Genomic DNA, 24,906 nt, shown 5'->3' with positions numbered 1-24,906 from the left:
CGGCGCGTGGGCATGGCGCCTGCGCGGTCGGCGCGGGCCGCGCAGAGGCATCGCGACGGTCGAAAGCGGTGCGCGCTCGCGCGCGCGACCGAATCCGGCTCGCCTTCCGCTTCGTCGCGTTGCTAGAGTCGTTCGGATGTCGCTCCGGGCGCTCGTCCTCCTGCTCGGCTGCGTCGCGGCCGCGGTGCTCGCCTGGCGCGCCTGGTCGCCGCGCGAGCCCGACGGACCGCCGCCGAACGTGCTGCTGGTCTCGATCGACTCGCTGCGCGCCGACCACCTGCACGCCTACGGCTACCCGCGCGAGACCAGCCCGACGATCGACGCGCTCGCGAAGGAAGGCGCGCTGTTCCGCTGGGCGGTCACGCCGACGACCTGGACGCTGCCGTCGCACATGACGCTGCTCACCGCGATGCCACCCGAGCAGCACGGCGTCTCGCGCAACGACCGCCAGCTCGACCCGTCCGCGATCACGCTCGCCGAGGTGCTGCGCGACGCGGGCTACGCGACCGCCGGCTTCGTGGCCGGACCGTACGTCCGCGCGATGTACGGCTTCGATCAGGGCTTCGACGTCTACGACGAGTCGATCGTCAAGGACGGGCTCTTCGAGCCGCTGCGCGGCGCGACCTCGCCGGAATCGACGCGTCTGGTGACGGAGTATCTCGAGGGCTGGGATCGCGACGGGCGTCGGAAGCCGTTCTTCGTCTTCCTCCACCTCTGGGACCCGCACTACGACTACGACCCGCCGCCGCCCTACGACACGATGTTCGACCCGGACTACACGGGCACGATCAGCGGCGTCGACTTCCTGCTCAACACGCGCGTGCGTCCGGACATGGACCGGCGCGACCTCGAGCACATCGTCGCGCTCTACGACGGCGAGATCCGCTACACCGACGAGCACCTCGGCCGCATCGTGGATCTGCTGCGCCGCCTCGGCGTGCTCGACGACACGATCGTCGTCGTCACCGCCGACCACGGCGAGGAGTTCTTCGAGCACGGCCGCAAGGGCCACGGCGAGGTGCTCTACGACGAGACCATGCTCGTGCCGCTCGTGATCCGCTACCCGCGGCGTGTCGAGCCCGGGCGCGTGATCGAAGAGCAGGTGCGCCTGATGGACGTCGCGCCGACGATCCTCGAGCTCGCGGGCGTCGAAGCGCCGGCGGACTTCGGCACGCCCGCCGGAACGCCGCACGGCGCGACCAGCTTCGCGTCCGCGCTCGCTCCCGACGGCGACGAGCCGCCCTCGCTGCTCGCCTTCGGCACGACGAAGATGGGCAAGTTCACGCGGCGCGCGGTGCGCCGCCTCGACGGCAAGCTCATCGTGCAGTCGCCCGGTCCGCCGCACCCCGAGGCGTACGATCTCGCCACCGATCCGGGCGAGCGCGTCAACCTGCTACGGCAAGACGACAAGCACAAGCTTGCCGAGGATCTCGAGGGCGAGCTCGCGTCGTGGGCGTCGCTGTGGGCAGAGGGGCCGCGCTACGCGAAGTCCCTGGAGGTGCCGTCGAGCCAGGAGGAGCGGCTGCGGGCGCTGGGCTACATCCGCTGACGGCGATCCGCTGGGGCGCGTGCGCTCGACCGCGTGCCCGCGAGCGAGAAAAACGACGGGCGCGCCCCGTCACGGGTGCCACGGGCTGCGCAGGAACCAGCGCGCCTTCAGCACCAGGGTCTCCTTGCCGCGCACCCACGCGTCCTCGCGCGCGCGCCAGCGCCGCAGCGCGCCGCCCGGCGCCGCCGCGTGCCACGCGCGCTGGTAGCGGGCGAAGTCTTCCGGCTCGCGGAACGCGAGGAGGACGATCGCCTCGTGGTCGTACGTGCAGACGCGGTAGGCGCCGACGAGCTGCGCGCCCGCGCCTTCCGCAGCCGGGACGCCCTCGTCGCCGAAGGCGTCGAGGTACTCGCCGACGCGTCCCGGCGCGACGCGCACGATCTGGTGCAGGAAGAGCTTGCCCGTCGTGCCCTTCGCGCGGTGTCCGGCGACGTCGAGCGAGTAGGGCGTCGAGTCGACGATGCGGTCGAAGCCGCCGGTGCGCAGGTCGAGGTTCTTCAGCCACCACTTCTTGAGCTCGGGATTCTGCGCGCGCGGCTCGAACTGGCTCTGCAGCATCTGTGCTTGACGCTGCCAGCTCACGTTCTGCCAGAGGTTGACCGCGAGCGGCCACGTGCCGGTCGCCTCGAGCACCGTCCACAGGCCGAGCATCGAGTCGGTCGGCTCGCCACGCGCCATGCGCTGCGAGCCGTGGTGCTCGGCCATGCTGTCGAGGTAATCCTCGGCGCGCCCGGGGACGACGTTCACCAGCTCGTGCAGGTAGATCGCCACGGTCGCGCTACCAGATCCGCGCTTCGGTGCGGTAGCCCGCGGGCCACAGCGGACACCACGGGGTCGCGAAGCCCCAGACCTCGGTGGTGCCGCGCGCGAGCAGCGGCTCGACCGAGCGCTGCCAGTCGCGCATGCGCTCGTCGCGCGCGACCGCTTCCTGATACGCGCCCGCCTCGACGAGACCGGGGAACGCCCAGATCGCGTACGCGGCGTCGTTGGTGAACGCGACCTCGTACGCGCCGACGAGCCGGCGTCCGAGCTCCGCGTCGAGCGGCACGCGGCGCTCGAGCGCGGCGAGGAGATCGTCGACCTTGCCCGGCACGACCGAGAAGCGCGTGAAGGCGAACGTCGTGCCCGAGACGCCGCGCGCGCGCAGCTCGTCGAGGGTCGGCGAGTACGCGGCGCCGATCAGCACCCGGCTCGTCGCGCGTCTGCGGAAGCGGAACGAGCCGCGCCACCACTCCGCGAGCCGCGCGTCGTCCGTGTGCTCGGTGTACATGCGGTCGCACACCGCCGCGAAGTGGTCCCAGTCGCGCAGCTCCCAGAGCGCCATCGTCTCCGGCCAGCTCGCGGTGCTGCCGATCGTGCTGCCCGCCCAGACGAGGCGCATGCCGCGGCTCTCCTCGGCGTAGGGCACCCAGCCCGTGCGCAGCGCCTCGAGGTATCCCTCCTTGCCGCCGCCCTCGATGGTCGAGGTCTCGTGCAGGTAGAGCGCCATCGCGAAGCGACTACCGCGGGCCGCTTTCCGCTTGCAACCGCGACGAGCGCGCGCGCGTCACGGCGCGGGCTCGAGCTCCGGGTCCGGCGTCGGCTGCGGCAGCGGCTCGGTCGCGAGCTTCGCCTCCTGCTTGCGGACGTGGTCGAGCACCGCCTTGAACGCCGTCGGCTCGAGTCCGGCGTCGCCGCGGAACGGATAATCGAACGCCACGATCAGGAAGATCACGAGCGCGATCGACGCCGCGACCAGCGCGGTCATCACCGCGTGCAGGCGCAGATCGGGGACGCCGAACAGGTAGCAGAAGAGGATCGTCAGCGCGGCGCCCGCGAGCAGCACGAACCACGCGACCGGCTGCAGCCCGGAGTTCGCGTTGATCAGCCGGTCGCGCCGCGCGTCGGCGAGCGCGTTGACGCGCGACAGCACGTCGCTGAACAGCGGGCCGCGGAAGTCGTAGCCGAGCAGCGTCGACTGCATGCTGTCGAGCGTCGACTGCGCGTGGTTGGCGGTGCGGCCCTCGCGCATCGCCGGCCACTCGTCGTGGATCACGATCTCGAGGTAGCGCTGCACGAGGCGGCGCAGCTCGTCGGCGGCGGGGCCGCGCATGTCGACCGCGTCCTGGTGGATGTCGCCGGCGAAGCTCGCCTCGCGGTGCACGATCGCGTCGGCGTCGTTGTACTCCTGCCACACCGCGACCGCGATGAACGCGAGCAGCACCGCGTACACCACGCCGACCAGCGAGATCAGCACCCCGGCGACGTCGTTGTGCGAGCGGCGCAGCGCGTGCGGCACCAGTCGGTGCGCGAGCAGCAGACCGCCGACGCTGAGCGCGACCATGCCGGCGACGATGAGCAGCGCTGCGACCGGCGCGCTGAGCGCATAGAGGAAGTCGAGCAGCATGGCCGGCGACGTCTACCGCAGATCCCCGGGCGTGCTCCAGAAGCGCCACCGGCTTGACGCCGCGACGCGGGCCCGCGAAGGTCGCGAACCTTCGCGGACCTTCGAGGACGAGATGCGGCGAGCGGACGAGCAGCGCGGAGCGCGCAGCGCGACCACCGCGGCGACGGCGCCGAGCGGCGAGGTCGCCGGCGTCGACCTCGGCTCGAACAGCTTCCACATGGTGGTCGCGCGCGTCGTCGAGGGGCAGATCCACGTCATCGACCGCATCCGCGAGGGCGTGCGCCTCGCGGCGGGCCTGAACGCGAAGCGCGAGCTCGATGCCGCGGCGAAGAAGCGCGCCCTCCAGTGCCTGCGTCGCTTCGGGCAGCGGGTGCGCGGCCTGCCGCCCGAGCGCGTGCGCGCGGTCGGCACCAACACCTTCCGTCAAGCACGCAATGCGCGGAGCTTCGTCGCGCAGGCGGCGCGCGCGCTCGGCCATCCGATCGACGTCATCACCGGCGCCGAGGAGGCGCGTCTCATCTACTCCGGCGTCGCGCACGGCCTGCCGAGCGTCGCCGGACGACGCCTCGTGATCGACGTCGGCGGCGGCAGCACGGAGTGCATCGTCGGCGAGTATCTCGAGCCGATCGAGGCCAACAGCCTCTACATGGGCTGCGTCAGCCATTCGCGGCAGCACTTCCCCGGCGGCCGCATCCGCGCCAGCGACTTCGCGCGCGCGACGATCGCCGCCCGCCTCGAGCTGCAGACGATCGAGCGTCGCTTCCGCACGCTCGGCTGGGACGAGTGCTGGGGCTCGTCGGGCACGGTGCTGCAGGTCGCGACGCTGCTGCGCGAGAACGGCTGGTCGCGCGAGGGCATCACCGCCAAGGGGCTGCGCAAGCTCATCAAGGCGCTGCTCGCCGCGGGCGACGTGAAGCGGCTCGCGCTGCGCGGGCTCGATCCCGACCGCGCTCCGGTACTGCCGGGCGGCGTCGCGATCCTGCAGGCGCTGTTCGACGGCCTGCGCATCGACGTCATGAAGCCCGCGAGCGGCGCGCTGCGCGAGGGCCTGCTCTACGACCTGCTCGGCCGCATCCGCCACGAGGACGTCCGCGACCAGTCGATCCGACGCTGGAGCGAGCGCTACCAGGTCGACCGCGAGCAGGCGGCGCGCGTCGAGCGTACGGCGCTCGCGTGCCTGCAGCAGGTCGCGGACGACTGGCGGCTCGGTGACGAGTCCGCACAGCAGCTACTTTCGTGGGCCGCGCGCCTGCACGAGATCGGGCTGTCGCTCGCCTTCACCGGCTACCACAAGCACAGCGCCTACCTCGTCACGCACGGCGACATGCCGGGCTTCTCGGTCGAGGAGCAGCGCATGCTCGCGACGCTGCTGCTCGGGCAGCGGCGCAAGTTCCCCGCCGACGCGCTCCGGGCGCTTCCTCCCGGACGCCGACGGGTCGCGGAGCGGCTCTGCATCCTGCTGCGTCTCGCGGTGCTGCTGAACCGCAGCCGCAGCCCGGCTGCTCCGCCGCGGCTGCGGCTGCGTGCGCGCGGCGACCGGCTCGAGGTCGCGTTCCCTGCCGGCTGGCTGCGTCAGCATCCGCTCACGCAGGCCGATCTGCGCGAGGAGGCGGGGCGCCTCGAGCAGCACGGCTTCGAGCTGCGCGCGCGGTGAGCGCCGCGGCGTCTCGCCGTCGCGCGTCGCGCCCGGTGAGCCCTTCGTCGGTTGCGCCGTCGAGCGCGCTGCCCTCGCACCACGTTCGCTGCCAGTCTAGGAGAAGAGCATGAGCATGGAGCAGCAGGGCACCTTCGTCAGAGACGTCACCGACCGCGACTTCCAGCGCGAGGTCCTCGAGAGGTCGCGGACCGTGCCGGTCGTCCTCGACCTGTGGGCGCCGTGGTGCGGTCCGTGCCGGACGCTCGGTCCGCTGCTCGAGCGTCTCGCCGCCGAGTACGGCGGCAGGTTCGTTCTCGCGAAGCTGAACGTCGACGAGAACCCGCTCGTGGCGCGCGCGCTCGGCGTGCAGAGCATCCCACTCGTCATCGCGTTCAAGGACGGCGAGGTGGTGAGCGAGTTCGTCGGCGCGCAGCCCGAGAGCGTCGTCCGGCAGTTTCTCGAGCGCCTGCTGCCGGACGAGACCAGGGCCCTCGTCGCCGAGGCCGCGGAGCTCGCGGCGCGCGGCGACGTCCTCGACGCGGAGAAGCTCTACCGCGAGATCCTGCAGCGCTACCCCGACAACGCGCCCGCGGCGATCCAGCTCGCGCGCCTGCTCGCGAAGCTCGGACGCAACGACGACGCGCTCGCGGTGCTCGACGCGTCGACCGCGGCCGGACCGGGCGCGCAGCAGATCGAGGCGGTGCGCGCCGAGCTGCGCATGACGGCTGGCGTCTCGGGCGACGAGGCGAGCCTGCGCGCGCGCATCGAGGCCGACCCGTCGGACCTGCAGGCGCGCATCGACCTCGGCCGTCTGCTCGCCGCGAGCGGACGCTACGAGGAGGCGCTCGCGACCCTGCTCGAGGCGGTGCGCCGCGATCGCAACTTCGCCGACGGCGCGGCGCGCAAGGCGATGCTCGACATCTTCGCGCTGCGCGGCCGCGAGGACCCGCTGATCGACCGCTACCAGCGCGAGCTGTCGAGCTTGCTGTTCAGCTAGCGCGCGCGACGCGAGGCGCGCGCGGCGCTGGCACGGTCGCGCGCGTCAAGCACCGATGCGGCGCAGCGCCGCGAGCGCCGCGTCGTGCAGCAGGCCGTTCGACGCGACGATGCCGCGGTTCGCGGCGAGCGTCCGGCCGCGCGTGAAGTCGAGCGGCTTGCCGTCGAGGTCGGTGACGCGGCCACCCGCCTCCTCGACGACGATCGAGCCCGCGGCCTGGTCCCAGATCCGCTCGCGGTAGTCGCGCTTGGTCGGCGACAGCAGGCGGAACAGCAGCTCGCCCGCGCCGGCGGCGAGCACCGCGTACTTCGCCTGGCTGTCCATCAGCACCGGCTCGGCGGTCGCGCCGAGCGCGCCGACGAGCTCCGCCATCTCGTCGACGTTGGTGTGGCCGGACTCGACCGAGCGCAGAAGGCGCGCGCTCTTCGGGTCGCTGCGGTCCGAGACCTTCAGACGACGCCAGCTCTCGCGGCCGAGCGGCGTCGCGAATGCGCCGCTGCCGCGCTCGGCCGCGAACAGCGCGCCGATGCCGCCGATGTCGCTGCGGCCGTCCTCGGCGAGGTTCGGACAGCCGAGCACGCCGACGGTTACGCGCCCGTCCTCGATCAGCGCGAGCGCGATCGCGTACTGCTCGCCGCGCAGGAAGCCCTTGGTGCCGTCGACCGGGTCGAGCGTCCAGAAGCGCTGCCCCGGCTCGGCGCGCCCGCGGTCGATCCAGCGACAGACGTCGTCGCTGCTCGCGCCCGCCACCCGGGATGCGACGAAGCGCGTCACCTGCTCGAGCGTCGCACGCTGCTCCGGCGCGCGCAGGTCGCTCGCCTCCTCCTCGCCGACCAGGACGTCGTCCGGACGCTCGCGCTCGAGGCGCTGCGCGACGATCGCCTGCGCGGCGAAGTCCGCGACCGTGACCGGCGAGCGGTCGCTCTTGGTCAGCGCCGGCGTGACGAGGTCGCGCTGCACGGCGCGAGCGAGCTCGCAGGCTTCGCGCACGGCGGCGACGGCGAACAGGGTCTCGGGGCGTTGCAGCATGGGCGTGATCCTTCGTCGCGTGGGAAAGGGACGAGCATACGCGATCGACCCGCGGCGCGCGACGGCCTACGTGCGGGCTCCTTCAGATGCGCAGCACCATCCCGAGCAGCGTCTCCGAACGCGCGACGAGCCAGTAGGCGCCGAGCGTGCCGACCGCGTAGGCGGGGATGCGCAGCGCCGTCGACGGCAGGCGCACGAGCCACGGACGCAGCGTCGCGGCGACGACGAGCAGCGCCGCGACGAAGGCGAGCTGGCCGAGCTCGATGCCGAGGTTGAACGAGAGCAGCGCGAGCGGCACGTCGGCGTCGGGCAGGCCGGTCTCGCTCAGCGCGCCCGCGAAGCCGAGCCCGTGCAGCAGGCCGAAGGCGAACGCCACGCTCCACGGCCGACGCCGGATCCACGAAGTCCTTGCGGAAGACGTTGCTTCGCGCGCGGCCGCGTCGTCGCGCAGGATCTCCGCGGCGAGCAGCACGATGCTGAGCGCGATCGCCGCTTCCGCAACCGCCTGCGGGAAGCGCACGAAGCCGAGCGTCGCGAGCGTCAGCGTGACGCTGTGCCCGACGGTGAACGCGGTGATCGTCCACAGCAGCGTGCGCCCGCGCACGAGCAGGCAGAGGCAGAGGACGAACAGCAGGTGGTCGAGCCCGGTGAGCAGGTGCTCGACGCCGAGCACGAGGTAGCCGCGCGCGATCGCGAGCCGGCTCTCGCGCTCGGGGACGACGAGCGCGGGCCGCGCGCCGTCGAGCAGCGCGCGCACCACGCGTCCGTCGGCGAGCTCGATGCGCAGCACCGCGACCGTCCCGCTCTCTGCGAGATCGCTCACCGAGACCTCGCCGCCGACGAGCCCGCGCGCGCCGCAGTCGATCGTGAAGCGACGCTCGCGCCAGGTCGGGCCGTCGTGCGCGCGCTCGTCGCCGGTGCGCGCGCACCACGCGGGAAGATGCGGCTCGATGCGCGTGCCGGTCGGGCGCAGCGCCGAGGTCTTCCAGCGCACGGCGAACGTGCCCGCCTGGGTCTCGCGCAGCCCGAGCAGCGACGGCGCGAGCGGGTGCGCTGCTGCCTCGCGTGCAAGCAGCGTCGCGGCGGTGGCCAGCAGCGCGACGAGCGTGGCCAACGCCGCGAGCGTGACGCGCGCGCGGGAGGCGAGGGATGCGCGCCTCATCCTGCGCGCTCCGTGTCCGCGCCCTCGACCACGACGTCCCAGCGCGCGCGCAGCTCGGCGAGCGCACGCTCGAGCGCGGCCTGCGCACGGCGGCTGCGCACGAGCTCGGTGAGCTCGCCGCGGACGGCGTCGAGCGGCAGCGGCTCGGTGGGCGCGCGCTCGTGCACCCAGACGAGGTGCTCGCCGTAGGGCGAGGAGATCGGGCCGCTCCAGCGTCCGACCGGCAGCGCGAGCACGTCGCGCGCGAACGACGCGCCGAACAGGCGCGCGAGGTCGTGCTCGCCCTGCAGCGGCAGGTGCGCCGGCAGCGGTGAAGCGTCGCCGACCCGCGCCAGCGCGTCGGGCTCGCGGCTCGGATCGGGCAGGCCCGCGGCGAGGAGCCGCTGCGCGACGGCACGCGCGTCGGGCGCGCCGTGAACGTCGCGGTCGGCGCGTTGCTGCGCGTGAGCCGCGTCCCGTGCGAGGTCGGACGGGTCGCGTGCGTCGCGGCGCACCATCACCTGGCTGATGCGTACCCGCTCGGGGCGCAGGAAGCGCTCGGGCTCGGCGGCGAGTGTCGCCGCGAGCTCGTCGTCGGTCGGCGCGTCCGCGAACGCCGGCTCTTCGAGCAGCGCGCGCATCCGGTCGATCAAGCGGCGGCGCACGACGACGTCGCTCGTCGCCATGCCGAGCGCGAGCGCGTCGCGGTGCCGCCTTGCCGTGTCCGCAGCGACCTCGCCCTCCGCGTCGACGAACGCCATGTTGCTCACCAGCCGCTGCTGCACGACGGGATCGTGCTCCGCGAGGCCGCGCGCGAGCGCCTCGCGGTAGAGGATCTCCTCGTCGACCGCGGCGGCGATCAGCGCCGCGCGCTCGCGCTCGTCGGGAGCGCGCCCGGTCGCGGCGACGAAGGCGCGCACGGCGGCGTCGACCTGCGACGCCGGGACGCGCACCGTGGGACGGCTCGGCGCTGCGCCCGAGCCGTGCAGCGCGAGCACGCGCTCGGCCGCGAGCAGCAGCGTGCCCAGGACCAGCAGGCGGACGAGCGGCGAGCGCACGGCGCGCTCCTCAGCTCCCGGAGCCCCCGCCCGGCGTCCCGTGCGGCCGCGGCGCGTACCAGATCGGCGACGTCCACGCGCGCTCCTGGATGGTCTTCGGGTAGCGCTCGTCGCAGCAGCCCTCGAAGCCCTCGCGGATCGTCTTCTCGTCGTCGCAGCGCACGCCGGCAGCGTTGCACGCGTAGGTGCTCCAGCGGCAAGTCGGATTCTCGAGCACGCGCGCGTACCAGAAAGCGCGCTGCGCGGGGTCGAACTCGGGATCGGTCCACACGGCGCAGAGCTCGTCGGCACCGTCGCCCTTCGGGGTGCACGTGGCGAGGTCGACGCTCGCGTCGTTGGGGCCGCCGGCGACGTCGTACACGCGCTCGCGCACCTGGTCGCCCTCGATCCAGCCCTTGACGATCTGGATCCGCTGCAGCGGCGTGCCCGGGCGTCGCTCGGTGCCGGGGTCGCGCAGCGCGCGCACCGCGAAGCGTGGCGCAACACCGCTGCGTGGCGGCTGGGGGAGGTCGCCGCCCATCGGCACGCCGTCCGCGTAGCCGCGCTCGACGAAGTCGGGGCGTGCGCACAGCGTCTCCGGCAGCTCGAAGCCGCCGAAGAAGCGTACCGTCAAGCGCGTGCCGCTCGTGCCGTACGCTTCGCGGCGGCGCATCGCCGCGAACAGCGCGTCGCGCGAGTTCTCCTCGGCCCACAGCACGGCGAGGCCGCCGGGGTTGAACTCGATGTCGTCGACGAGCCCAGGCGGCACCTCGTCCTTCGCCGGCGTGCCGGCGCCGCCGTGCCCGGGGTAGCCTTGCTCGTCGACCGCGCCCGGCGCGCCGAGGTGGGTGTCGGTGCTCGCGACGAAGCCGAGCTTGAACGGGTTCGTGCCGATCTTCTCCTCGAAGAGCAGCCCCTGGCCGAGCGCGTGGCGCAGGTAGTTCCCCGGCTCGGGCGCGCGACGGAGAAAGCGCGAGTACTTGCCGCCGAAGTTGTCGTACGGGAGCTTCTCGAAGCCGCACAGCTCGTCGCGTGTCGCGCCGGCGACGGCGCACTCCGAGTCGCCCTTGTGTTGCATGATCTCGGCGAGCGGCTCCGCGGCGGCGCGCGCCGCGGCGTACTCGGCGTCGATCGGCGAGCCGTCCTCCTGCACGGTCTGGAACATGAGCCCGCCGCTCAGGTTCGAGTTGTGCGGGATGACGACCGCCTCGCAGCCCTCGACGCCGCGCGCGCACTCCTCCTCGAGGCGTCGCCAGAGACCGGTGACGGTCGGCTCGTCGAGGTAGCTGATCGGCAGCTTCGGAACGTTGTGGTTCCGGAACAGCACGTTGCGGTGCAGGTTGTTGCTGTCCGGCGCGGCGGTCCACTCGTAGCCGATGAAGGTCGTGAAGCGGCAGGCGCTGGTGCGGTCGTACGCGCCCTCGGCGGCTTCCTGGATCTCCTTCCACGGCGTGCGCGCGGCCGCGAGACAATCTTGTGCTTGCTCGCCGCAGAAGCGAAAGCGCTCGACGTTGCTGCCGCCGCCCGCCGCGCGTCCGTTGATCAGGAAGTAGGCGAGGCGCGGCCAGCGGCGGTAGATCATGCACGTCGGGCCGTCGTGGCCGGGCAGCCCCGGCGTCTCGCAGATGTTGAGCTCGCCGAAGAACTCGGCGTGGTCGGTGACCGCCGCGAAGTCGAGCGGGCGCGCGAGGCGGATCTTGCGCAGCGGACGTCCTCGCGCGTCGTAGGGCGAAAGATCGATCTCCTCGCCGCGCGCGAGCCGGTAGGCGTCGCGCGGGCGGTTGCGGATGCCCTGCGTGCTCGCGTCGAGCGAGAAGGCGGTGTGCACGTGCAGGTCGCCGAAGAACGGACGGCGCAGCGGGTCGTAGTGGTCGCACGGCGCGCGCTGCTCGGTGCGGGTGAAAGCCGGCGTCGGCGTCGCGGTGGCGGTGGGCTGCGGCGTCGCGCTCGCGTCCGGTCGTGACGTCGCAGCAGGCGTGAGTTCCGGCGTCGGGCTCGCGTCCTGCGCCGTGGCGAACGCGAAGGACGCGAGCAGCGGCACGAGCGCGACGACGAAGGCGGAGCGTCGCGCCGGGCGACGAAGAAGGCGAGGGATCGACACGCTACTGGAAGAGCCCAACCAGGTTGACGGGCTCGCCGCCCGCGACGAGCGGCGAGCGGTAGATCGGAAGGAGCGCGGTGCCGAGCACGAGCGCGACGGCGGCGAGCGCCACCGCGGTGCGACCCGAGGCCGAGGCGACGCGCGCGAGCGCCGCGCTCGCGTAGCGCGCGACGACGTACGTGATCCCGGTGAAGGCGAGCACCTGCACCACGAACAGCGTCGCGACCAGACGCGTCACCATGCCGCCCTCGGCGAGCAGCATCGCGAGCACGTAGGCCGTCAGCTCCGCGAGCCACAGCGTCGACGCGCGGCCAGGCTCGAACACCCAGTACGGGACGGGCAGCGCAACCAGCAACGCGAGCCACAGCAGGAGGCGGATCGCGGTGGTCGACATTCGGAGCGTAACCTCTATCTTCGTGCCGCGTTCGCGCATGGCGCGGACGCGGAAGGGCGCCACGACACCACGGCGGGCCGCCGGCGGTCAAGGCGCCCGTCATCACGAGGCGTGCTGCTGCGATGACCGGCGATCCGAGACCGACGACCTATCGCGGCCGCTTTGCACCTTCACCAACAGGTGAGCTGCACCTGGGCTCGGCGGCGAGCGCGCTCGTCGCCTGGCTCGCGGCGCGCGCGGCCGGCGGCACGTTCGTGCTGCGCGTCGAGGACATCGACCGTCCGCGCGTCGTCCCCGGCATGGCGGAGCGTCAGCTCGACGACCTGCGCTGGCTCGGCCTCGACTGGGACGAGGGTCCGGACGTCGGCGGGCCGTACGGTCCGTACGTGCAGTCGCAGCGCCACGAGCGCTACGAGGCGGCGCTCGCGGACCTCGCGCGTCGCGACCTCGTCTATCTGTGCGACTGCTCGCGCGCCGAGGTGGCGCGCATCGCGAGCGCGCCGCACGCGGGCGAGGAGGGACCGCGCTACCCCGGGCTCTGTCGCGCGCACGGCCTGCGCGAGCGGGCGTGGAAGCGTCCGCCTGCGGTGCGTCTGCGCGTGCCGGAGGGCGAGGTCGTCGCGCTGCACGACCGCTTTCAGGGCGAGGTCGTGCAGGACGTCGCGGCCGCGGTCGGGGATTTCGTCCTGAAGCGCGGCGACGGCGTGTACGCGTACCAGCTCGCGGTCGTGGTCGACGATCTCGCGATGGGCATCACGGAGGTCGTGCGCGGGGCCGATCTGCTGTCGTCGGCGCCGCGTCAAGCACTGCTCGCGCGCTTGCTCGGCGGCGAGCCGCCGGGCTTCGCGCACGCGCCGCTCGTCGTCGACGCGTCCGGCGCGCGGCTCGCGAAGCGCGCGCGCGGCGTGCCGCTGCGCGAGCACCGCGAGGCCGGCCGCGACCCGCGCGAGCTGGTCGCGTTCCTCGCGCGCACGCTGGGACTGGTGTCGGACGACGTCCGCGCCGTGACGCCGCGCGAGCTGCTCGCCACGGTCGATCTGTCGGCACTCCGCGGCCGCACCGAGGCGCGGCTGCCGGCGACGCTCGTCTGACGACGAGCGACCGCCGACGTCCGCCCGACGCGCGGCTCAGCGCACCGTCCAGTTCGGCTTGCGCTTCTCGGCGAACGCGCGCGGACCCTCGAGGTAGTCGGGGTGCGACCAGTGCTGGTAGATCTCGCGCCAGCCGCGCTCGAGCGCGTCGGTGAGGCCGTGCTCGAGCGCCTGCCACATCGCGCGCTTGCTCGCGGCGATCGTCGCCGGCGAGAACTCCGCGATCGTCGCCGCGTGCGCCTTCGCGCGCGCGAGCAGCTCGGTGCGCGGCACCACCTCGCTGACCAGCCCGAGCCGGTGTGCGTCGGCGGCGCTCAGACGCTCGGTGCCCGAGAGCAGCATCATGCGCATCACCTCGCCGAACGGCATGCGGCGCAGGAGCCCGATCGCCTCGAGCGCGAACACTTGTCCGACGCGCACGTGGGTGTCGAAGAAGGTCGCGTGGTCGGCGGCGAGGATCAGGTCGCCGTCGGCGACGAAGTGCAGACCGGCGCCGAGGCACATGCCGTTCACCGCGACGATCACCGGCTTGTCGAAGCCGACGTGCAGGAAGTCGGTCGGCGTGCCGCGGTAGTACGGTCCCTGCGAGGGACCCGAGGTGCCGCCGATCGAGCCGGTCTCCGCGGCGTCCTTGAGATCCGCGCCCGAGCAGAAGGCCTTCTCGCCGGCGCCGGTGATGATCACCACGCGCACGTCGGTATCCTCGCGCGCGCGTCGGATCGCCTCGGGCAGCTCGACCTTGAGCAGGTTGTGGTTGAGCGCGTTCATGCGCTCGGGGCGGTTGAGGGTCAGGGTCAGGACGTGGCCGTCCTTCTCGTACAGCAGGTCTTTGAAATCCACCGGTGCTCTCTCTCAGACGAGGTGGTAGAGGCGCGCGCAGTTCTCGGCCGTCGCTTTGCGGCGCAGCGCCGGGTCGAGCCCTGCGAACGCTTCGTCGATCGCTTTGCGTGAGTGCGGGAACGGGCTGTCGGGGTGCGGGTAGTCCGACGCCCACATGACGTTGTCGGCGCCGATCAGCGGCAGGAGCTGCGGTCCGAGCGGCTCCTCCTCGAAGGTCACCAGCACCTGCTGGCGGAAGATCTCGCTGGGTTTTTGCTTGATGCGGTAGTCCTTCGCCGCGTGCAGGTGCTTGTCGGCGACCGCGTCCATGCGCTCGACGAGGTACGGGATCCAGCCGATGCCCGCCTCGGCGAGGACGAGCTTCATCTTCGGATTGCGCTCGAGCGCGCCCGAGAAGACCATCGCCGCAAGCGGCTCGTCCATCTGCATCGGCGTCACCGCCGACCACGCGGCGAGCTTCCAGCTCTGCGCGTCGAGCTCGATCAGCGAGCCGCCGCCGCCGATGTGGAAGCTGATCGGCAGCTCGAGGCTCGCGGCCGCTTGCCAGAGCCGCTCCCACGCCGGGTCGGTGACGCGCGTCTCGAAGCAGTAGAGGATCGCGCCGCGGTGGCCGAGCTTCGCGACGCGCTCGAGCTCCGCGACCGCGGCCGCGGGATCGTGCGCCGGCAGCACCGGCAGCACGCACAGGCGCTGCGGAGCGACCGCGTTGAACTCGGCCGCCCAGTCGTTGTACGCGCGCAGGCACTCCGCCTTGAGCTCGAGGTCGTCGATCTGCAGACCGAGCAGCGACGGTCCGTAGATGACCGACGACCAGATGCCGTCGAGGTCCATGTCCTGGAGCCGCAGCTCGGGCGTGCTCGCGCGCAGGCCGTCGTCCTCGATGCCGGCGCGCGCGATCGCGCTGTACTGCGCGATCGTGAGGCCGCTCGGGCCGAGCACCTTGTCGCCCGCGACCCAGAGCTTGTGCTTGCTGCGCTCGACGACCCGCGGCGCGAGGGGTCTGAGCTTCTCCGGCATGCGCGCCTGCCAGAGGTCCGGCGGCAGCGCCCACAGGTCGATGTGGTCGTCGCAGGAAAAGATGCGCTCGCTCGCTTCCATGTCCTTCTCCCGACGCCGGACGCCCTGCCGCGCGCGTATCAGGACTGGCGTCTCAGGTCGACAGGTCGGGCAGCGGCACGCCGTTGGTGCGCAGCGACTCCGCGAGCCGCAGCGCCGCGTGGCCGAGGGCGAGGAAGAAGAGCGATCCCGCGGCGAGGATCCCCGTGTAGACCCACAGGTCGAAGCGCTCGAAGACGCCGCCCTGGCAGCCGAAGATCGTGCACTCGCCGCCGAACGCGAATAGGAAGCCGTTGTGGGTCAGGAGCTGGCCCAGGTAGAGCCCGAACGAGTGCTGGCCGAGCCACGAGAGGCTCGTGCGCAGCACGTCGACGGACGCGAGGCGCGCCATCGCCGCGAGCAGCAGGACGGTGAGCGGCAGCTCGAGCAGGCGGTTCGCGAACCGCCACCACGCCGCGAGCAGCACCTTCTCCTGCACGAGCGCGAGGACGACGTAGGCGACGAGCGCGGCGATCACCGCGCGCCGACCGAGGCGTCCGGCGTAGGGCGCGAGCAGCATGCCGAACGCGACGTGCGCGAAGAAGCGCGGCGACAGCACCATCCAGCCGCTCAGCCCGAGCGAGCCGCGGATCGTCTGCACGTAGAAGAGCGTCACCAGCGTCGCCGCGAGCCCGAGCGCGAGCACGACCGCGATCCCCGCCCGGCGTGCGAGCCAGTGGAAGAGCGGGAAGAGCAGGACGAGCTGCAGGACGACGGTCACGAACCAGCCCATCCCGACTTGCTTCATGTAGCCGATCAGGTGGTAGAGCGGCAGGCTCGGCGTGACGCGCACGATCGCCGGCTTCAGGACCAGCACCATCACCCACCACACCGCGAGCGTCGCCCAGGCCGGAATGAGGATGCGCTTGACGCCGCGCTCCCACCACTCGAGGGTGCGCCGCTCACCCGTGTGGCGCCGGAACCACGACTCGGAGTTCATCCCGAAGAGCACGAGAAACACCGGCACCGAGTGCACGACGAGCAGCGTCATCCACAGCGAGTCCTGGCCGAGGACCGTCGAGTGGATGAAGGTCACGCCGATGATCGCCAGGCCCTTCACCATGTCGATCGAGGCGAGGCGCTGCGTGGCGGGCGACGCGGTCACGCAGCAGAGCTAGCGGAACGGTCTCGCGACGGACAAGCCCGCGCGACCCGCTTGGAGCGCGCATGCGATCCTGCTAGCCGTGGGCGCGGATAGCGGGCGCTACATTTCCGGACGATCGTCCGGCGCTCGCGCCGCAGCCGCAGACGGAGGAGCACGCCATGACGACGCAGCTCGCAGCCTCGGACGGGTCCGACGTCCGCCGGTACGACCTGTTCATCGACGGCAAGTTCGTTCCCGCCGCCTCGGGACGGACCTTCACCTCGACCAACCCCGCGAACGGCGAGGTGGTGTGCGAGGTCGCCGAGGGCGACGCGGCCGACATCGACCGCGCCGTCGTCGCGGCGCGCGCCTGCTACGAAAACGTCTGGTCGCAGATGCCGGTCGCCGAGCGCGGCAAGCTCTTGCTGCGCGTCGCGGCGCGCCTGCAGGAGCGTCTCACGGAGATCGCCCAGCTCGAGACGCTCGACATGGGCGGTCCGACGCTCTGGACCATGGGCACCGCGATGCAGGCCGTCGAGGTGTTCGAGTACTGGGCGGGGATGGCGACCAAGATCCAGGGCGAGGTCGTCCCGTCGATGATGCCCGGCGAGTCGCTGAACTACGTGCTGCGCGAGCCGCTCGGCGTGGTGGGCGGCATCACGCCGTGGAACGGCCCGCTGATCATGGCGGCGTGGAAGACCGCGCCCGCGATCGCCTGCGGCAACACGGTGGTGCTGAAGCCCGCGGAGCTGACGCCGATGTCGGCGCTCGAGCTCGCGCGCTGCTTCGTCGACGCCGGCGCGCCCGACGGCCTCTTCAACGTCGTGCCCGGCTTCGGCCCCACCGCCGGCGCCGCGCTCGCGGCCCATCCGGACGTCGACAAGATCGCGTTCACCGGCGAGACCACGACCGGTCAGGAGGTCGCGCGCAACGCCATCGTCAATCTCAAGCTCGTGACGCTCGAGCTCGGCGGCAAGTCGCCGCACATCATCTTCGACGACGTCGACATCGACCGCGCGGTCGCGAACGCGATCTTCGGCATCTACACGAACTGCGGTCAGGTCTGTACGTCGGGCTCGCGCATCTTCGTGCACGAGAAGATCTACGACCCGTTCGTCGAGAAGCTCGTCGAGCGCGCGAAGAAGATCCGCATCGGCGATCCGTTCGATCCGGCGACGCAGCTCGGACCGCTGGTGTCGAAGGAGCAGTTCGAGCGCGTCTCGCGCTACGTCGAGATCGGCAAGAGCGAGGGCGCGAAGCTGCTCTGCGGCGGCAAGAAGCCGTCCGATCCCGCGCTCGCGCGCGGCTACTACTTCGAGCCGACGGTGTTCGTCGACGTCGACAACAAGATGCGCATCGCGCAGGAGGAGATCTTCGGCCCGGTCGCCTGCGTGCTCAAGTTCTCGAGCGAGGAGGACGTGCTGCGCAAGGCGAACGACATCGTCTACGGCCTCGCCGCCGGCATCCAGACCAACGACATCAAGCGCGCGCACAAGCTCGCGCGGCGTCTCAAGGCGGGCTCGGTGTGGATCAACACCTACCACCGCATCGAGACGAGCTGCCCGTTCGGCGGCTACAAGATGTCGGGCTACGGGCGCGAGAACGGCACTGCGATGGTCCAGTACTTGACGCGCACCAAGAGCGTCGCGGTCGACCTCAACGACTACACGCTCGACCTCTTTGCGTAGCTCCGTGCGCGCGGCGCGGCTCGTCGCGGGTTTGGGCGCGTGCCTCGTCGCCGCCGCGCTGGCGGGGTGCGCGCCGCTCGCGAGGAGCCGCGCGGCGGTTTCTCAGGACTGCGGCGGCGAGGCCGTCGCGCGCGCCGAGCAGGCGGTCACGGACGGCGTGCTGCGCGCGCCGATCCGCTTTCTCGCCGACGACGCGCTCGAAGGTCGCGGACCGGGCACGCGCGGCGACGTGCTCGCTCGACTCTACATCTCGACCACTCTGCAGCTCCTCGGCGTCGCACCCGCGCTGCCGGACGGCGGCTACGAGCAGCCGGTCGAGCTGCTCGGCGTCACGACGCGCGCGCCGAAGAGCTGGACGTTCCGCGCCGGCGGACGACGCGTCGTGCTCGACGGCGAGTCCGACTACGTCGTCGTGAGCGGTGCGGCGCGCGAGCGCGTGTCGCTCGACGACGCCGAGCTGGTCTTCGTCGGCTACGGCATCGAGGCGCCGGAGTACGGCTGGGACGACTTCAAGGGCGCCGATCTGCGCGGCAAGGTCCTGCTGATCTTGAACGACGATCCCGACTGGGATCCGGAGCTCTTCGCCGGCGAGCGGCGGCTCTACTACGGCCGCTGGACGTACAAGTACGAGAGCGCCGCGCGCCAGGGCGCGGCCGGCGCGATCATCCTCCACACGACGCAGTCCGCGGGCTACCCGTGGCAGACGGTGCAGGCGTCGTGGCGCGGCGAGAGCTCGCGTCTCGCGAGCGCGGCCGAAGGGCGCGGGCTCGCAGTCGAGGCGTGGCTGCAGGAGGACGCGGCGCGGCGCGTGGTCGCGCTCGGCGGACGTGATCTCGACGAGCTCGTCCGCGCGGCGCGCTCGCGCGACTTCGCGCCGGTGCCGCTCGGCGTGACGACGTCGCTCGCGCTGTCGAGCGAGGTGCGGCGCTACGAGACCGCGAACGTCGTCGGCGTGCTGCGCGGCAGCGATCCGGCGCTGCGCGACGAGTACGTCGTCTACACGGCGCACCACGATCACCTCGGCACGACGCGCGACGCCGACGGCCGCGAGCAGATCCACAACGGCGCGCTCGACAACGCGGCCGGCGCCGCGCAGCTGCTCGCGATCGCGCGCGCGTTCGCCGCGCTACCCGAGCCGCCGCGGCGCTCGGTGCTGTTCGTCGCGACCGGCGCGGAGGAGCAGGGCTTGCTCGGCGCCGAAGCCTTCGTCGCCGATCCGCCGGTGCCGCTCGAACGCGTGGTCGCGAGCTTCAACATCGACGGCGGCAATCCATTCGGGCGCACGCGCGACGTGGGCGTGATCGGCCTCGGCAAGTCGACGCTCGATCAGGCGGTCGCCCGCGCGGCCGCATGCCAGGGGCGCACGATCGGCGGCGACCCGTTCCCCGACCGCGGTCTCTTCTACCGCTCGGACCAGTTCAGCTTCGCGCGCGCCGGCGTGCCCGCGCTGTTCTTGCGGCCGGGGATCGACTTCGTCGACCGGCCGCCGGGATGGGGACGCGTGCAGTACGAGGCGTGGGAGCAGGACCACTACCACCAGCCGAGCGACGACTACGATCCGGCGTGGGACCTCTCCGGCATGATCGAGGACGTGCGCCTCGCGTTCGTCGCGGGTCTGCTCGTCGCGAACGATCCGTCGCCGCCGTGCTGGCTGCCGGGCGACGAGTTCGCGCCGCGTCGCCCGTGCCGCGTCAGCTCGTCTTCGCCCTGAAGCCGACGTTCCCGCAGCGCGCGTCGTACAGGTAGTCGAACGCGAGCAGCGGACGGCGTCCGGTGTTGACGAACGTGTTCGACGACTCGATCCACGTCGCCACCGTGGGCGCGGGGCCGCTCGGCTGTGGGGACAGCACGTACTCGTAGGACGCCGCGGGCGCGTCCGGCGAGCCGGCGACGATCTGCATGTGCGTCCCGTTCGGGACGGTCGGCAGGCTGGTCGCATGGTCGACCGCGGCGGCGGGGCGCTGCGACTTCTCGAGCGCGAGGAACATGTCGCGGATGCCGACGTCGAGCAGCAGGTGGCCGCAGAACTGGTTCGGCTGCGCGAGATTCGGAAAGGCGAAGCAGCCAGGCGCCGAGTCCCAGTCGCCGGCGATCGTGGTGCTCGGTGACAGAGCCACGGTGTCGAAGCCCGCGGTCGACGTGATGCCGACGGTGACCGAGGTCGTGGTCAGCACGTAGCCCGGGCTCACGTCGCTCGGCGGGTCGCCGGCCGCGACTTGCAGGAAGGGATTGTCCGCGGGCAGGTCGAGGCCGTCGTCCTCCGCCGTGGGGGCACGGTCGAAGCCGACGCCCAGGTAGCGCAGCGTCGGCGTCGGCGGGTCGGCCTCGCACTGCGGGTAGCCCTTCGCGCAGTACGCGTCGGTGATCGCGAGCACCTTGATCGCCGGCGTGCTGACGATCGTGCCGTCCGCGAGGCGAAACTGCACCGGAGCGAGGTAGTAGTTGCCTGCGTAAGTGCGGCCGCTGCTGTCGTAGAACTTGACGCCCGGCGCCCCGGGCCCCATCGCGCCCTCGCCGAGGTCCGAGAGGGGCACCATCACGCCGAGCGAGCCGGTGTCGATGACGAAGCTCTTGAACGGAACGCCCGTGCCGACCGCGGCCTCGATGACGAGGCCATCCTGCATGGTCTCGTCGACGCAGTCGGCGGACGAACCGCCGTTCCTGCAGAGGAGCGGCAGCGTGTAGCTCGTCGTTCCGTACGTGCAGTCGATCGGGTTCGCATGGAGGATCTGCGAGCGCCCGAGCGACTTGGCGGCGCTCGTGGCCTGCGCGACGCGCGCGGTGGAGCTCGTCGTCGCGTGGTCGATCGAGGCGGTCAGCGTGATCGGGTTCGGGAAGTAGCTGCCGTCGTACGCGAACTGCACGGTGGACCCCGAGGTCAGGGCGACCGACTGCGGCGTGATCGCGCCCGGCGGTGCGCCGTGCACCTCGACAAGCAAAGGATTGTCCGCGCTGGGCTCGATCACGCCTCCGGCCGCGTCGTACGCGACGACGTCGATGCTGAAGGCCTGCGGCGACGAGGTCGTGCCCTTCGTGCGCGGGTTGTCGAGCCGCACGACCGACGGCGAGAACGCCACCTCGCCCGGGCGCGGCTGCGCGTCGTTGCCGCCGTCGCTGCACGCCGCGGCGAGCAGTGACGCGAGCACCATCGAGAACGCCATCGAACGCGACACGCCGCACCTCCTCAGGCGGACGCACGCATCGCGTCCGGTGCTGGGTCATCGGCGTTCGGGGCGGCGAGCTTGACCCGGCGTCAGGCGGATGCCGTGCGCGCTGCTTGCGCGCTCCGGCCAGGAGTGCTCATCGGTCGGGCATGGCGATCCAGCGCACGACCTCGCGTGCGGCCTCGGCCATCGACGGCGTAGCCGCCGCCAAGCGCGACCCGACCGAGGCCGCGCGGGCGCGGCTGCGTGCCACGACGCAGGCCCGGTACCACTGGGCGGCGCACGTCGCGCTCATCGCTGCCTTCGCCGCCGGCGGCATCGCGGTCGCGCTCGCGGCGCTCGGCCCGCTGCGCGGCTCCGACCTCGTCGCGCTCGCGCTGATCCTGCTCTGGATCGTGCTCGCCGAGTACGCGGCGCACCGCTGGTCGCTGCACCGCAAGAGCTTCCCGCGCGCCGTCTACCACCGCCACGTGCACGAGCATCACGTCTTCTTCACCGCCGAGCGGATGTGGATCGACCGCCTCGACGACCTGCGCTGGGTGCTCTTCCCGCCCTGGGCGCTGCCGCTGCTGGTCGCGACGATCCTGCCCTTCGCGGCGCTGCTGTGGTGGCTCGCAAGCCCGCGCGTGGCCTGGCTCCTCGTGCTCGCGGTGATCGTCTACTACGGGCTCTACGAGGTGGTGCACGCGCTCGCGCACGTCCCCACGCGGCCGACGCCCATTGGACGCGCCATCGCCGCGGTCACCCGACACCACCGCATCCACCACGACCTGGCGCTGATGAAGCACTGGAACTTCAACTTCGTCCTGCCGCTCGGCGACTGGCTCTTTGGGACGACGTGGCGCGAGGACCGCGCCGCCGCGAGCGGGCGGCGCGATCCTCGGCGGGGCGACGGGCGCGATCGATAGGTGACGGTGCTCGGCGCGTGGCGCGACGAGCACCGTCGCTCGTCAGGCGGCCGCGGACGCCGCGGGGCGCGTCGGCTCCGACTGGCTCGGCTGGCTCGGCGCGGCGAGCGCGGCGCGCGCCTTCGCGTGGTACTTCTCGGCGTCGAAGCGGCGCGTCGTCCACCAGTAGCGGATCGTGCTGCCCGACCAGTTGTTGGTGATCCGGCCGGCCGCGGTCTTGTACCAGCTCCGCGGCGTTGCGGCCCACACCGTGCGCTCGAGCTCCGCCTGGATGTTGCGGTTGTACTCCTCCATGGCGCGCTCATCGAGGTCGAGCCAGGCGAGGTCGCGCTCCATGAGCTGCTTGATCGCCTGCACGATGTAGTTGGTCTGGCACTCGATCATGAAGATGATCGAGTTGTGCCCGAGGTTCGTGTTCGGGCCGTACATCATGAAGAAGTTCGGGAAGCCGGCGTGCGTGATGCCGCGGTAGGCGCGGGCGCCGTCCTTCCACTCGGCCTCGAGCGAGCGACCCTTCAGACCCTCGATCTGCATCGGCGCGAGGAAGTCGGTCGACAGGAAGCCGGTCGCGAGGATCAGCACGTCGAGCGGGTGCTTGCGGCCGTCGACGGTGACGACGCCGTCCTCCTCGACGTGATCGATGCCCGAGGTGACGAGCTCGACGTTCTGCCGGTTGAGCGTCGGGTAGTAGTCGTCCGACACCAGGATGCGCTTGCCGCCGATCGGGTAGTCGGGGACGAGCTTCTTGCGCAGCTCGGGGTCGCGGATGTTGTCCTCGATGTTCTTGAGCGCGACCTTGCGCGTTGCGTTGGCGAAGAAGGTGTTGCCGATGAACAGCGGGAAGCGCAGCTCGAGCAGCGCCCAGATCCACCAGCGGTAGAGCTTCGCCGCGAACGGCACGTTCTCGAAGATCCACTTCTCGCGCTCGGTGTACGGGCGGTCGCCGCGCGGCAGCATCCAGTTCGCGCTGCGCTGGAAGATCGTCAGATGCTCGACCTTGGGGGCGATCTGCGGGATGAACTGGATCGCGCTCGCCGCGTTGCCGATCACGCCGACGCGCTTGCCGGTGAGGTCGTAGGCGTGGTTCCAGCGCGCCGAATGGAACTTCTCGCCGCGGAAGCGGTCGAGCCCGGGGATGTCGGGGATGTACGGGCGGTTGAGCTGTCCGACGCCGCTGACCAGCACCTCGGCCTCGATCGCCTCGCCGGACTTGGTGCGGAGCTTCCACACGCCGCGCGACTCGTCGAAGCTCGCGTCCGCGATCTCGGTCTCGAAGCGAATGTGGCGCTTGACGTCGTACTTGGTCGCGCAGTGCTCCATGTAGGCGAGGATCTCGTCGTGCGGCGCCCACTTCCGCGACCAGTCGGTCTTCTGCTCGAACGAGAAGCAGTAGGCGAAGGCGGGCACGTCGCAGCAGGCGCCCGGGTAGGTGTTGTCGCGCCAGGTGCCGCCGAGGCGGTTCGACTTCTCGTAGATCGTGAAGCTGTCGATCCCCGCCTGCTTGAGCTGGATCCCGAGGCAGAGGCCCGAAAACCCTGAACCGATGATCGCGATTCGCGGCGTTCGCTTCGTGTCGAGCATCGTCACCCTCCCGAGGCCCCGAGCCTATGCGCGTGCGGCGCGCGGCGGAATGGCGGCGTCGGCCACCTTTTTGATATTTTCGGCCACAGGGAGCGAAACATGCAACCGTGGGAGGTGCGACGCGGGATCGGCAGCGTGCAGCTGCTCGTCAGGCTCGCCGGTGAGCACGGGGTGTCTCCCGCCGCGTGCCTGCGCGGCTCGGGGATCCGCGTCGACAGCCTCGACGACCCGGACGCCGAGATCGAGCCGGCGCAGGAGCTGGCCGTCGTGCGCAACCTGGTGCGCCACCTCGGCCACGTCCCCGGCATCGGGCTCGAGGCCGGCAGCCGCTACCGGCTGACCGCGTACGGCATCTGGGGCTACGCGCTGCTCAGCAGCCGGACGCTGCGCAGCGCCAGCGAGTTCGGCATCCGCTACCTCGACCTGACCTTCGCCTTCGTCCGCTTCCGCACCGACAGGTCGACGCGCGACCTGCGCGTCGTGCTCGACGACTCGAGCATCCCCGAGGATTGCCGGCAGTTCCTGCTCGAGCGCGACGCCGCTGCCTCGGTCGCCGTGCAGCGCGACCTGTTCCAGCGTCCGGTGCCGCTGCAGCGCGTCACCTTCCGCTTCCCGCGCCCGCGCTACGCGGAGCGCTTTTCGGAGCTCTTCCCGGGGCCGGTGTCGTTCGGTGAGCCCGAGAACTCGATCACCATCGCCCCGAACTGGGCCGACCAGCCGCTCCCGCAGGCGAACGAGCGCACGGCGCGCTTCTGCGAGGAGCAGTGCCAGGAGCTGCTGACCCGGCGACGCGCGCGCAGCCACGTCTCCGAGCGCGTGCGCCAGTACCTGCTGCGGCCCTCGCGCGGCAACGACATGGAAGGCGTCGCCGCGGAGCTCGGCATGGCGCCGCGGACGCTGCGCCGACGCCTCGCGGCGGAGGGGACGTCGTTCCGCCGTCTGCTCGACGAGGTCCGCGAGACGCTCGCCGAGGAGATGCTGACCCACCGCATGACGGTCGAGGAGGTCGCGGAGCGATTGGGCTACGCGGAAGCGTCGAGCTTCGTGCACGCGTTCAAGCGCTGGAAGGGCGTGCCGCCGGGGCTGTACCGCGACCGCGAGGCGCCGAACCACGAGCGCGAGGCGCAGCTCCACGGGCGCGACGCGCAGGTCCACGAGCACGAGGCGCGGCGCGACTGACGCTCT

The 24,906-nt window shown here is 72.0% G+C and carries 21 protein-coding genes; 8 read left to right on the top strand and 13 right to left on the bottom strand.

Annotated elements, in window-relative coordinates:
• The first annotated feature begins 136 nt into the window (after positions 1–136).
• Positions 137–1,549 carry a sulfatase gene (locus tag VIS07_13130; GenBank protein ID HEY8516447.1) on the top strand — a complete coding sequence of 471 codons (1,413 nt, stop codon included), beginning with the start codon at positions 137–139 and terminating at the stop codon, positions 1,547–1,549.
• A gap of 69 nt (positions 1,550–1,618) precedes the next feature.
• Here the strand turns inward: VIS07_13130 and VIS07_13125 are convergent, their stop codons facing one another.
• Genes VIS07_13125 through VIS07_13115 form a run of 3 tightly spaced genes read right to left on the bottom strand, consistent with a single transcriptional unit; the run spans position 1,619 to position 3,935 of the window.
• Positions 1,619–2,320, bottom strand: a complete 702-nt coding sequence (locus tag VIS07_13125; GenBank protein ID HEY8516446.1) for a hypothetical protein — start codon at positions 2,318–2,320, stop codon at positions 1,619–1,621.
• A 7-nt stretch (positions 2,321–2,327) separates the two neighbouring features.
• On the bottom strand, positions 2,328–3,038 hold the full coding sequence (locus tag VIS07_13120) for a hypothetical protein (protein HEY8516445.1): 711 nt from the start codon (positions 3,036–3,038) through the stop codon (positions 2,328–2,330).
• A 57-nt stretch (positions 3,039–3,095) separates the two neighbouring features.
• Positions 3,096–3,935 (bottom strand): DUF4239 domain-containing protein, encoded by an 840-nt coding sequence (locus VIS07_13115; protein HEY8516444.1) that lies wholly within the window; start codon positions 3,933–3,935, stop codon positions 3,096–3,098.
• Positions 3,936–4,047: 112 nt separating this feature from the next.
• On the opposite strand from VIS07_13115, the gene VIS07_13110 reads away from it, so the two are divergent.
• Both VIS07_13110 and VIS07_13105 read left to right on the top strand, forming a co-directional pair.
• Positions 4,048–5,589 carry a Ppx/GppA phosphatase family protein gene (locus VIS07_13110; GenBank protein ID HEY8516443.1) on the top strand — a complete coding sequence of 514 codons (1,542 nt, stop codon included), beginning with the start codon at positions 4,048–4,050 and terminating at the stop codon, positions 5,587–5,589.
• A 109-nt stretch (positions 5,590–5,698) separates the two neighbouring features.
• Entirely contained in the window at positions 5,699–6,568 is an 870-nt protein-coding gene (locus VIS07_13105; protein HEY8516442.1) for a co-chaperone YbbN, read from the top strand.
• Positions 6,569–6,613: 45 nt separating this feature from the next.
• On the opposite strand, the gene VIS07_13100 is transcribed toward VIS07_13105, so the two are convergent.
• The 5 genes from VIS07_13100 to VIS07_13080 all read right to left on the bottom strand — a co-directional run bounded on the left by VIS07_13100 (position 6,614) and on the right by VIS07_13080 (position 12,270).
• Positions 6,614–7,597 (bottom strand): 3'(2'),5'-bisphosphate nucleotidase, encoded by a 984-nt coding sequence (locus VIS07_13100; GenBank protein ID HEY8516441.1) that lies wholly within the window; start codon positions 7,595–7,597, stop codon positions 6,614–6,616.
• An 82-nt stretch (positions 7,598–7,679) separates the two neighbouring features.
• Positions 7,680–8,759: a HupE/UreJ family protein gene (locus tag VIS07_13095; GenBank protein HEY8516440.1), complete on the bottom strand. Its 1,080-nt coding sequence runs from the start codon at positions 8,757–8,759 to the stop codon at positions 7,680–7,682.
• A complete protein-coding gene (locus VIS07_13090; GenBank protein ID HEY8516439.1) occupies positions 8,756–9,796 on the bottom strand; it encodes a peptidylprolyl isomerase in 1,041 nt (346 codons plus the stop codon). The genes VIS07_13095 and VIS07_13090 overlap by 4 nt, the downstream gene beginning before the upstream one ends.
• A 10-nt stretch (positions 9,797–9,806) precedes the next feature.
• Complete coding sequence (locus VIS07_13085) at positions 9,807–11,876, bottom strand: DUF3604 domain-containing protein (protein HEY8516438.1); 2,070 nt, start codon at positions 11,874–11,876, stop codon at positions 9,807–9,809.
• Position 11,877: 1 nt separating this feature from the next.
• A complete protein-coding gene (locus VIS07_13080; protein ID HEY8516437.1) occupies positions 11,878–12,270 on the bottom strand; it encodes a hypothetical protein in 393 nt (130 codons plus the stop codon).
• Between the two features lie 122 nt (positions 12,271–12,392).
• Between VIS07_13080 and gluQRS the strand changes: the two genes are divergently transcribed.
• A complete protein-coding gene (gene gluQRS, locus VIS07_13075) occupies positions 12,393–13,361 on the top strand; it encodes a tRNA glutamyl-Q(34) synthetase GluQRS (GenBank protein ID HEY8516436.1) in 969 nt (322 codons plus the stop codon).
• Positions 13,362–13,397: 36 nt separating this feature from the next.
• On the opposite strand, the gene VIS07_13070 is transcribed toward gluQRS, so the two are convergent.
• From VIS07_13070 to VIS07_13060, 3 genes are read right to left on the bottom strand one after another with little or no spacing between them, the layout of a single operon-like run.
• Complete coding sequence (locus tag VIS07_13070) at positions 13,398–14,201, bottom strand: enoyl-CoA hydratase-related protein (GenBank protein HEY8516435.1); 804 nt, start codon at positions 14,199–14,201, stop codon at positions 13,398–13,400.
• Positions 14,202–14,213: 12 nt separating this feature from the next.
• The gene (locus VIS07_13065; protein ID HEY8516434.1) at positions 14,214–15,299 is read right to left on the bottom strand and encodes an amidohydrolase family protein; all 1,086 of its coding nucleotides are present in this window, start codon (positions 15,297–15,299) and stop codon (positions 14,214–14,216) included.
• 52 nt (positions 15,300–15,351) lie between these two features.
• Complete coding sequence (locus VIS07_13060) at positions 15,352–16,401, bottom strand: acyltransferase family protein (protein ID HEY8516433.1); 1,050 nt, start codon at positions 16,399–16,401, stop codon at positions 15,352–15,354.
• Positions 16,402–16,559: 158 nt separating this feature from the next.
• Between VIS07_13060 and VIS07_13055 the strand changes: the two genes are divergently transcribed.
• Positions 16,560–18,068 (top strand): aldehyde dehydrogenase family protein, encoded by a 1,509-nt coding sequence (locus VIS07_13055; GenBank protein HEY8516432.1) that lies wholly within the window; start codon positions 16,560–16,562, stop codon positions 18,066–18,068.
• A complete protein-coding gene (locus VIS07_13050; GenBank protein HEY8516431.1) occupies positions 18,061–19,779 on the top strand; it encodes a M28 family peptidase in 1,719 nt (572 codons plus the stop codon). Before VIS07_13055 ends, VIS07_13050 begins: the two co-directional genes overlap by 8 nt.
• On the opposite strand, the gene VIS07_13045 is transcribed toward VIS07_13050, so the two are convergent.
• Positions 19,760–21,241, bottom strand: coding sequence for a hypothetical protein (locus VIS07_13045; protein HEY8516430.1), 1,482 nt, complete (start codon positions 21,239–21,241; stop codon positions 19,760–19,762). The genes VIS07_13050 and VIS07_13045 overlap by 20 nt on opposite strands.
• A gap of 140 nt (positions 21,242–21,381) precedes the next feature.
• Between VIS07_13045 and VIS07_13040 the strand changes: the two genes are divergently transcribed.
• A complete protein-coding gene (locus tag VIS07_13040; GenBank protein HEY8516429.1) occupies positions 21,382–22,140 on the top strand; it encodes a sterol desaturase family protein in 759 nt (252 codons plus the stop codon).
• 42 nt (positions 22,141–22,182) lie between these two features.
• On the opposite strand, the gene VIS07_13035 is transcribed toward VIS07_13040, so the two are convergent.
• Entirely contained in the window at positions 22,183–23,721 is a 1,539-nt protein-coding gene (locus VIS07_13035; GenBank protein HEY8516428.1) for an NAD(P)/FAD-dependent oxidoreductase, read from the bottom strand.
• A gap of 99 nt (positions 23,722–23,820) precedes the next feature.
• Between VIS07_13035 and VIS07_13030 the strand changes: the two genes are divergently transcribed.
• On the top strand, positions 23,821–24,900 hold the full coding sequence (locus tag VIS07_13030; GenBank protein ID HEY8516427.1) for an AraC family transcriptional regulator: 1,080 nt from the start codon (positions 23,821–23,823) through the stop codon (positions 24,898–24,900).
• The last annotated feature ends 6 nt before the right edge of the window (positions 24,901–24,906 follow it).

The organism is Candidatus Binatia bacterium (assembly GCA_036563615.1).
Classification (GTDB): domain Bacteria; phylum Desulfobacterota; class Binatia; order UBA12015; family UBA12015; genus DATCMB01.
This window is presented reverse-complemented; position numbering and strand designations above follow the sequence as displayed.

Bases quoted from the DNA above. Each gene is read 5' to 3' on its own strand.
- VIS07_13080 (HEY8516437.1), bottom strand. From the start codon at position 12,270: ATGTCGACCACCGCGATCCGCCTCCTGCTGTGGCTCGCGTTGCTGGTT.
- VIS07_13105 (HEY8516442.1), top strand. From the start codon at position 5,699: ATGAGCATGGAGCAGCAGGGCACCTTCGTCAGAGACGTCACCGACCGC.
- VIS07_13115 (HEY8516444.1), bottom strand. From the start codon at position 3,935: ATGCTGCTCGACTTCCTCTATGCGCTCAGCGCGCCGGTCGCAGCGCTG.
- VIS07_13095 (HEY8516440.1), bottom strand. From the start codon at position 8,759: ATGAGGCGCGCATCCCTCGCCTCCCGCGCGCGCGTCACGCTCGCGGCG.
- VIS07_13130 (HEY8516447.1), top strand. From the start codon at position 137: ATGTCGCTCCGGGCGCTCGTCCTCCTGCTCGGCTGCGTCGCGGCCGCG.
- VIS07_13030 (HEY8516427.1), top strand. From the start codon at position 23,821: ATGCAACCGTGGGAGGTGCGACGCGGGATCGGCAGCGTGCAGCTGCTC.
- VIS07_13120 (HEY8516445.1), bottom strand. From the start codon at position 3,038: ATGGCGCTCTACCTGCACGAGACCTCGACCATCGAGGGCGGCGGCAAG.
- gluQRS (HEY8516436.1), top strand. From the start codon at position 12,393: ATGACCGGCGATCCGAGACCGACGACCTATCGCGGCCGCTTTGCACCT.
- VIS07_13100 (HEY8516441.1), bottom strand. From the start codon at position 7,597: ATGCTGCAACGCCCCGAGACCCTGTTCGCCGTCGCCGCCGTGCGCGAA.
- VIS07_13065 (HEY8516434.1), bottom strand. From the start codon at position 15,299: ATGGAAGCGAGCGAGCGCATCTTTTCCTGCGACGACCACATCGACCTG.
- VIS07_13035 (HEY8516428.1), bottom strand. From the start codon at position 23,721: ATGCTCGACACGAAGCGAACGCCGCGAATCGCGATCATCGGTTCAGGG.
- VIS07_13055 (HEY8516432.1), top strand. From the start codon at position 16,560: ATGACGACGCAGCTCGCAGCCTCGGACGGGTCCGACGTCCGCCGGTAC.
- VIS07_13040 (HEY8516429.1), top strand. From the start codon at position 21,382: ATGGCGATCCAGCGCACGACCTCGCGTGCGGCCTCGGCCATCGACGGC.
- VIS07_13110 (HEY8516443.1), top strand. From the start codon at position 4,048: ATGCGGCGAGCGGACGAGCAGCGCGGAGCGCGCAGCGCGACCACCGCG.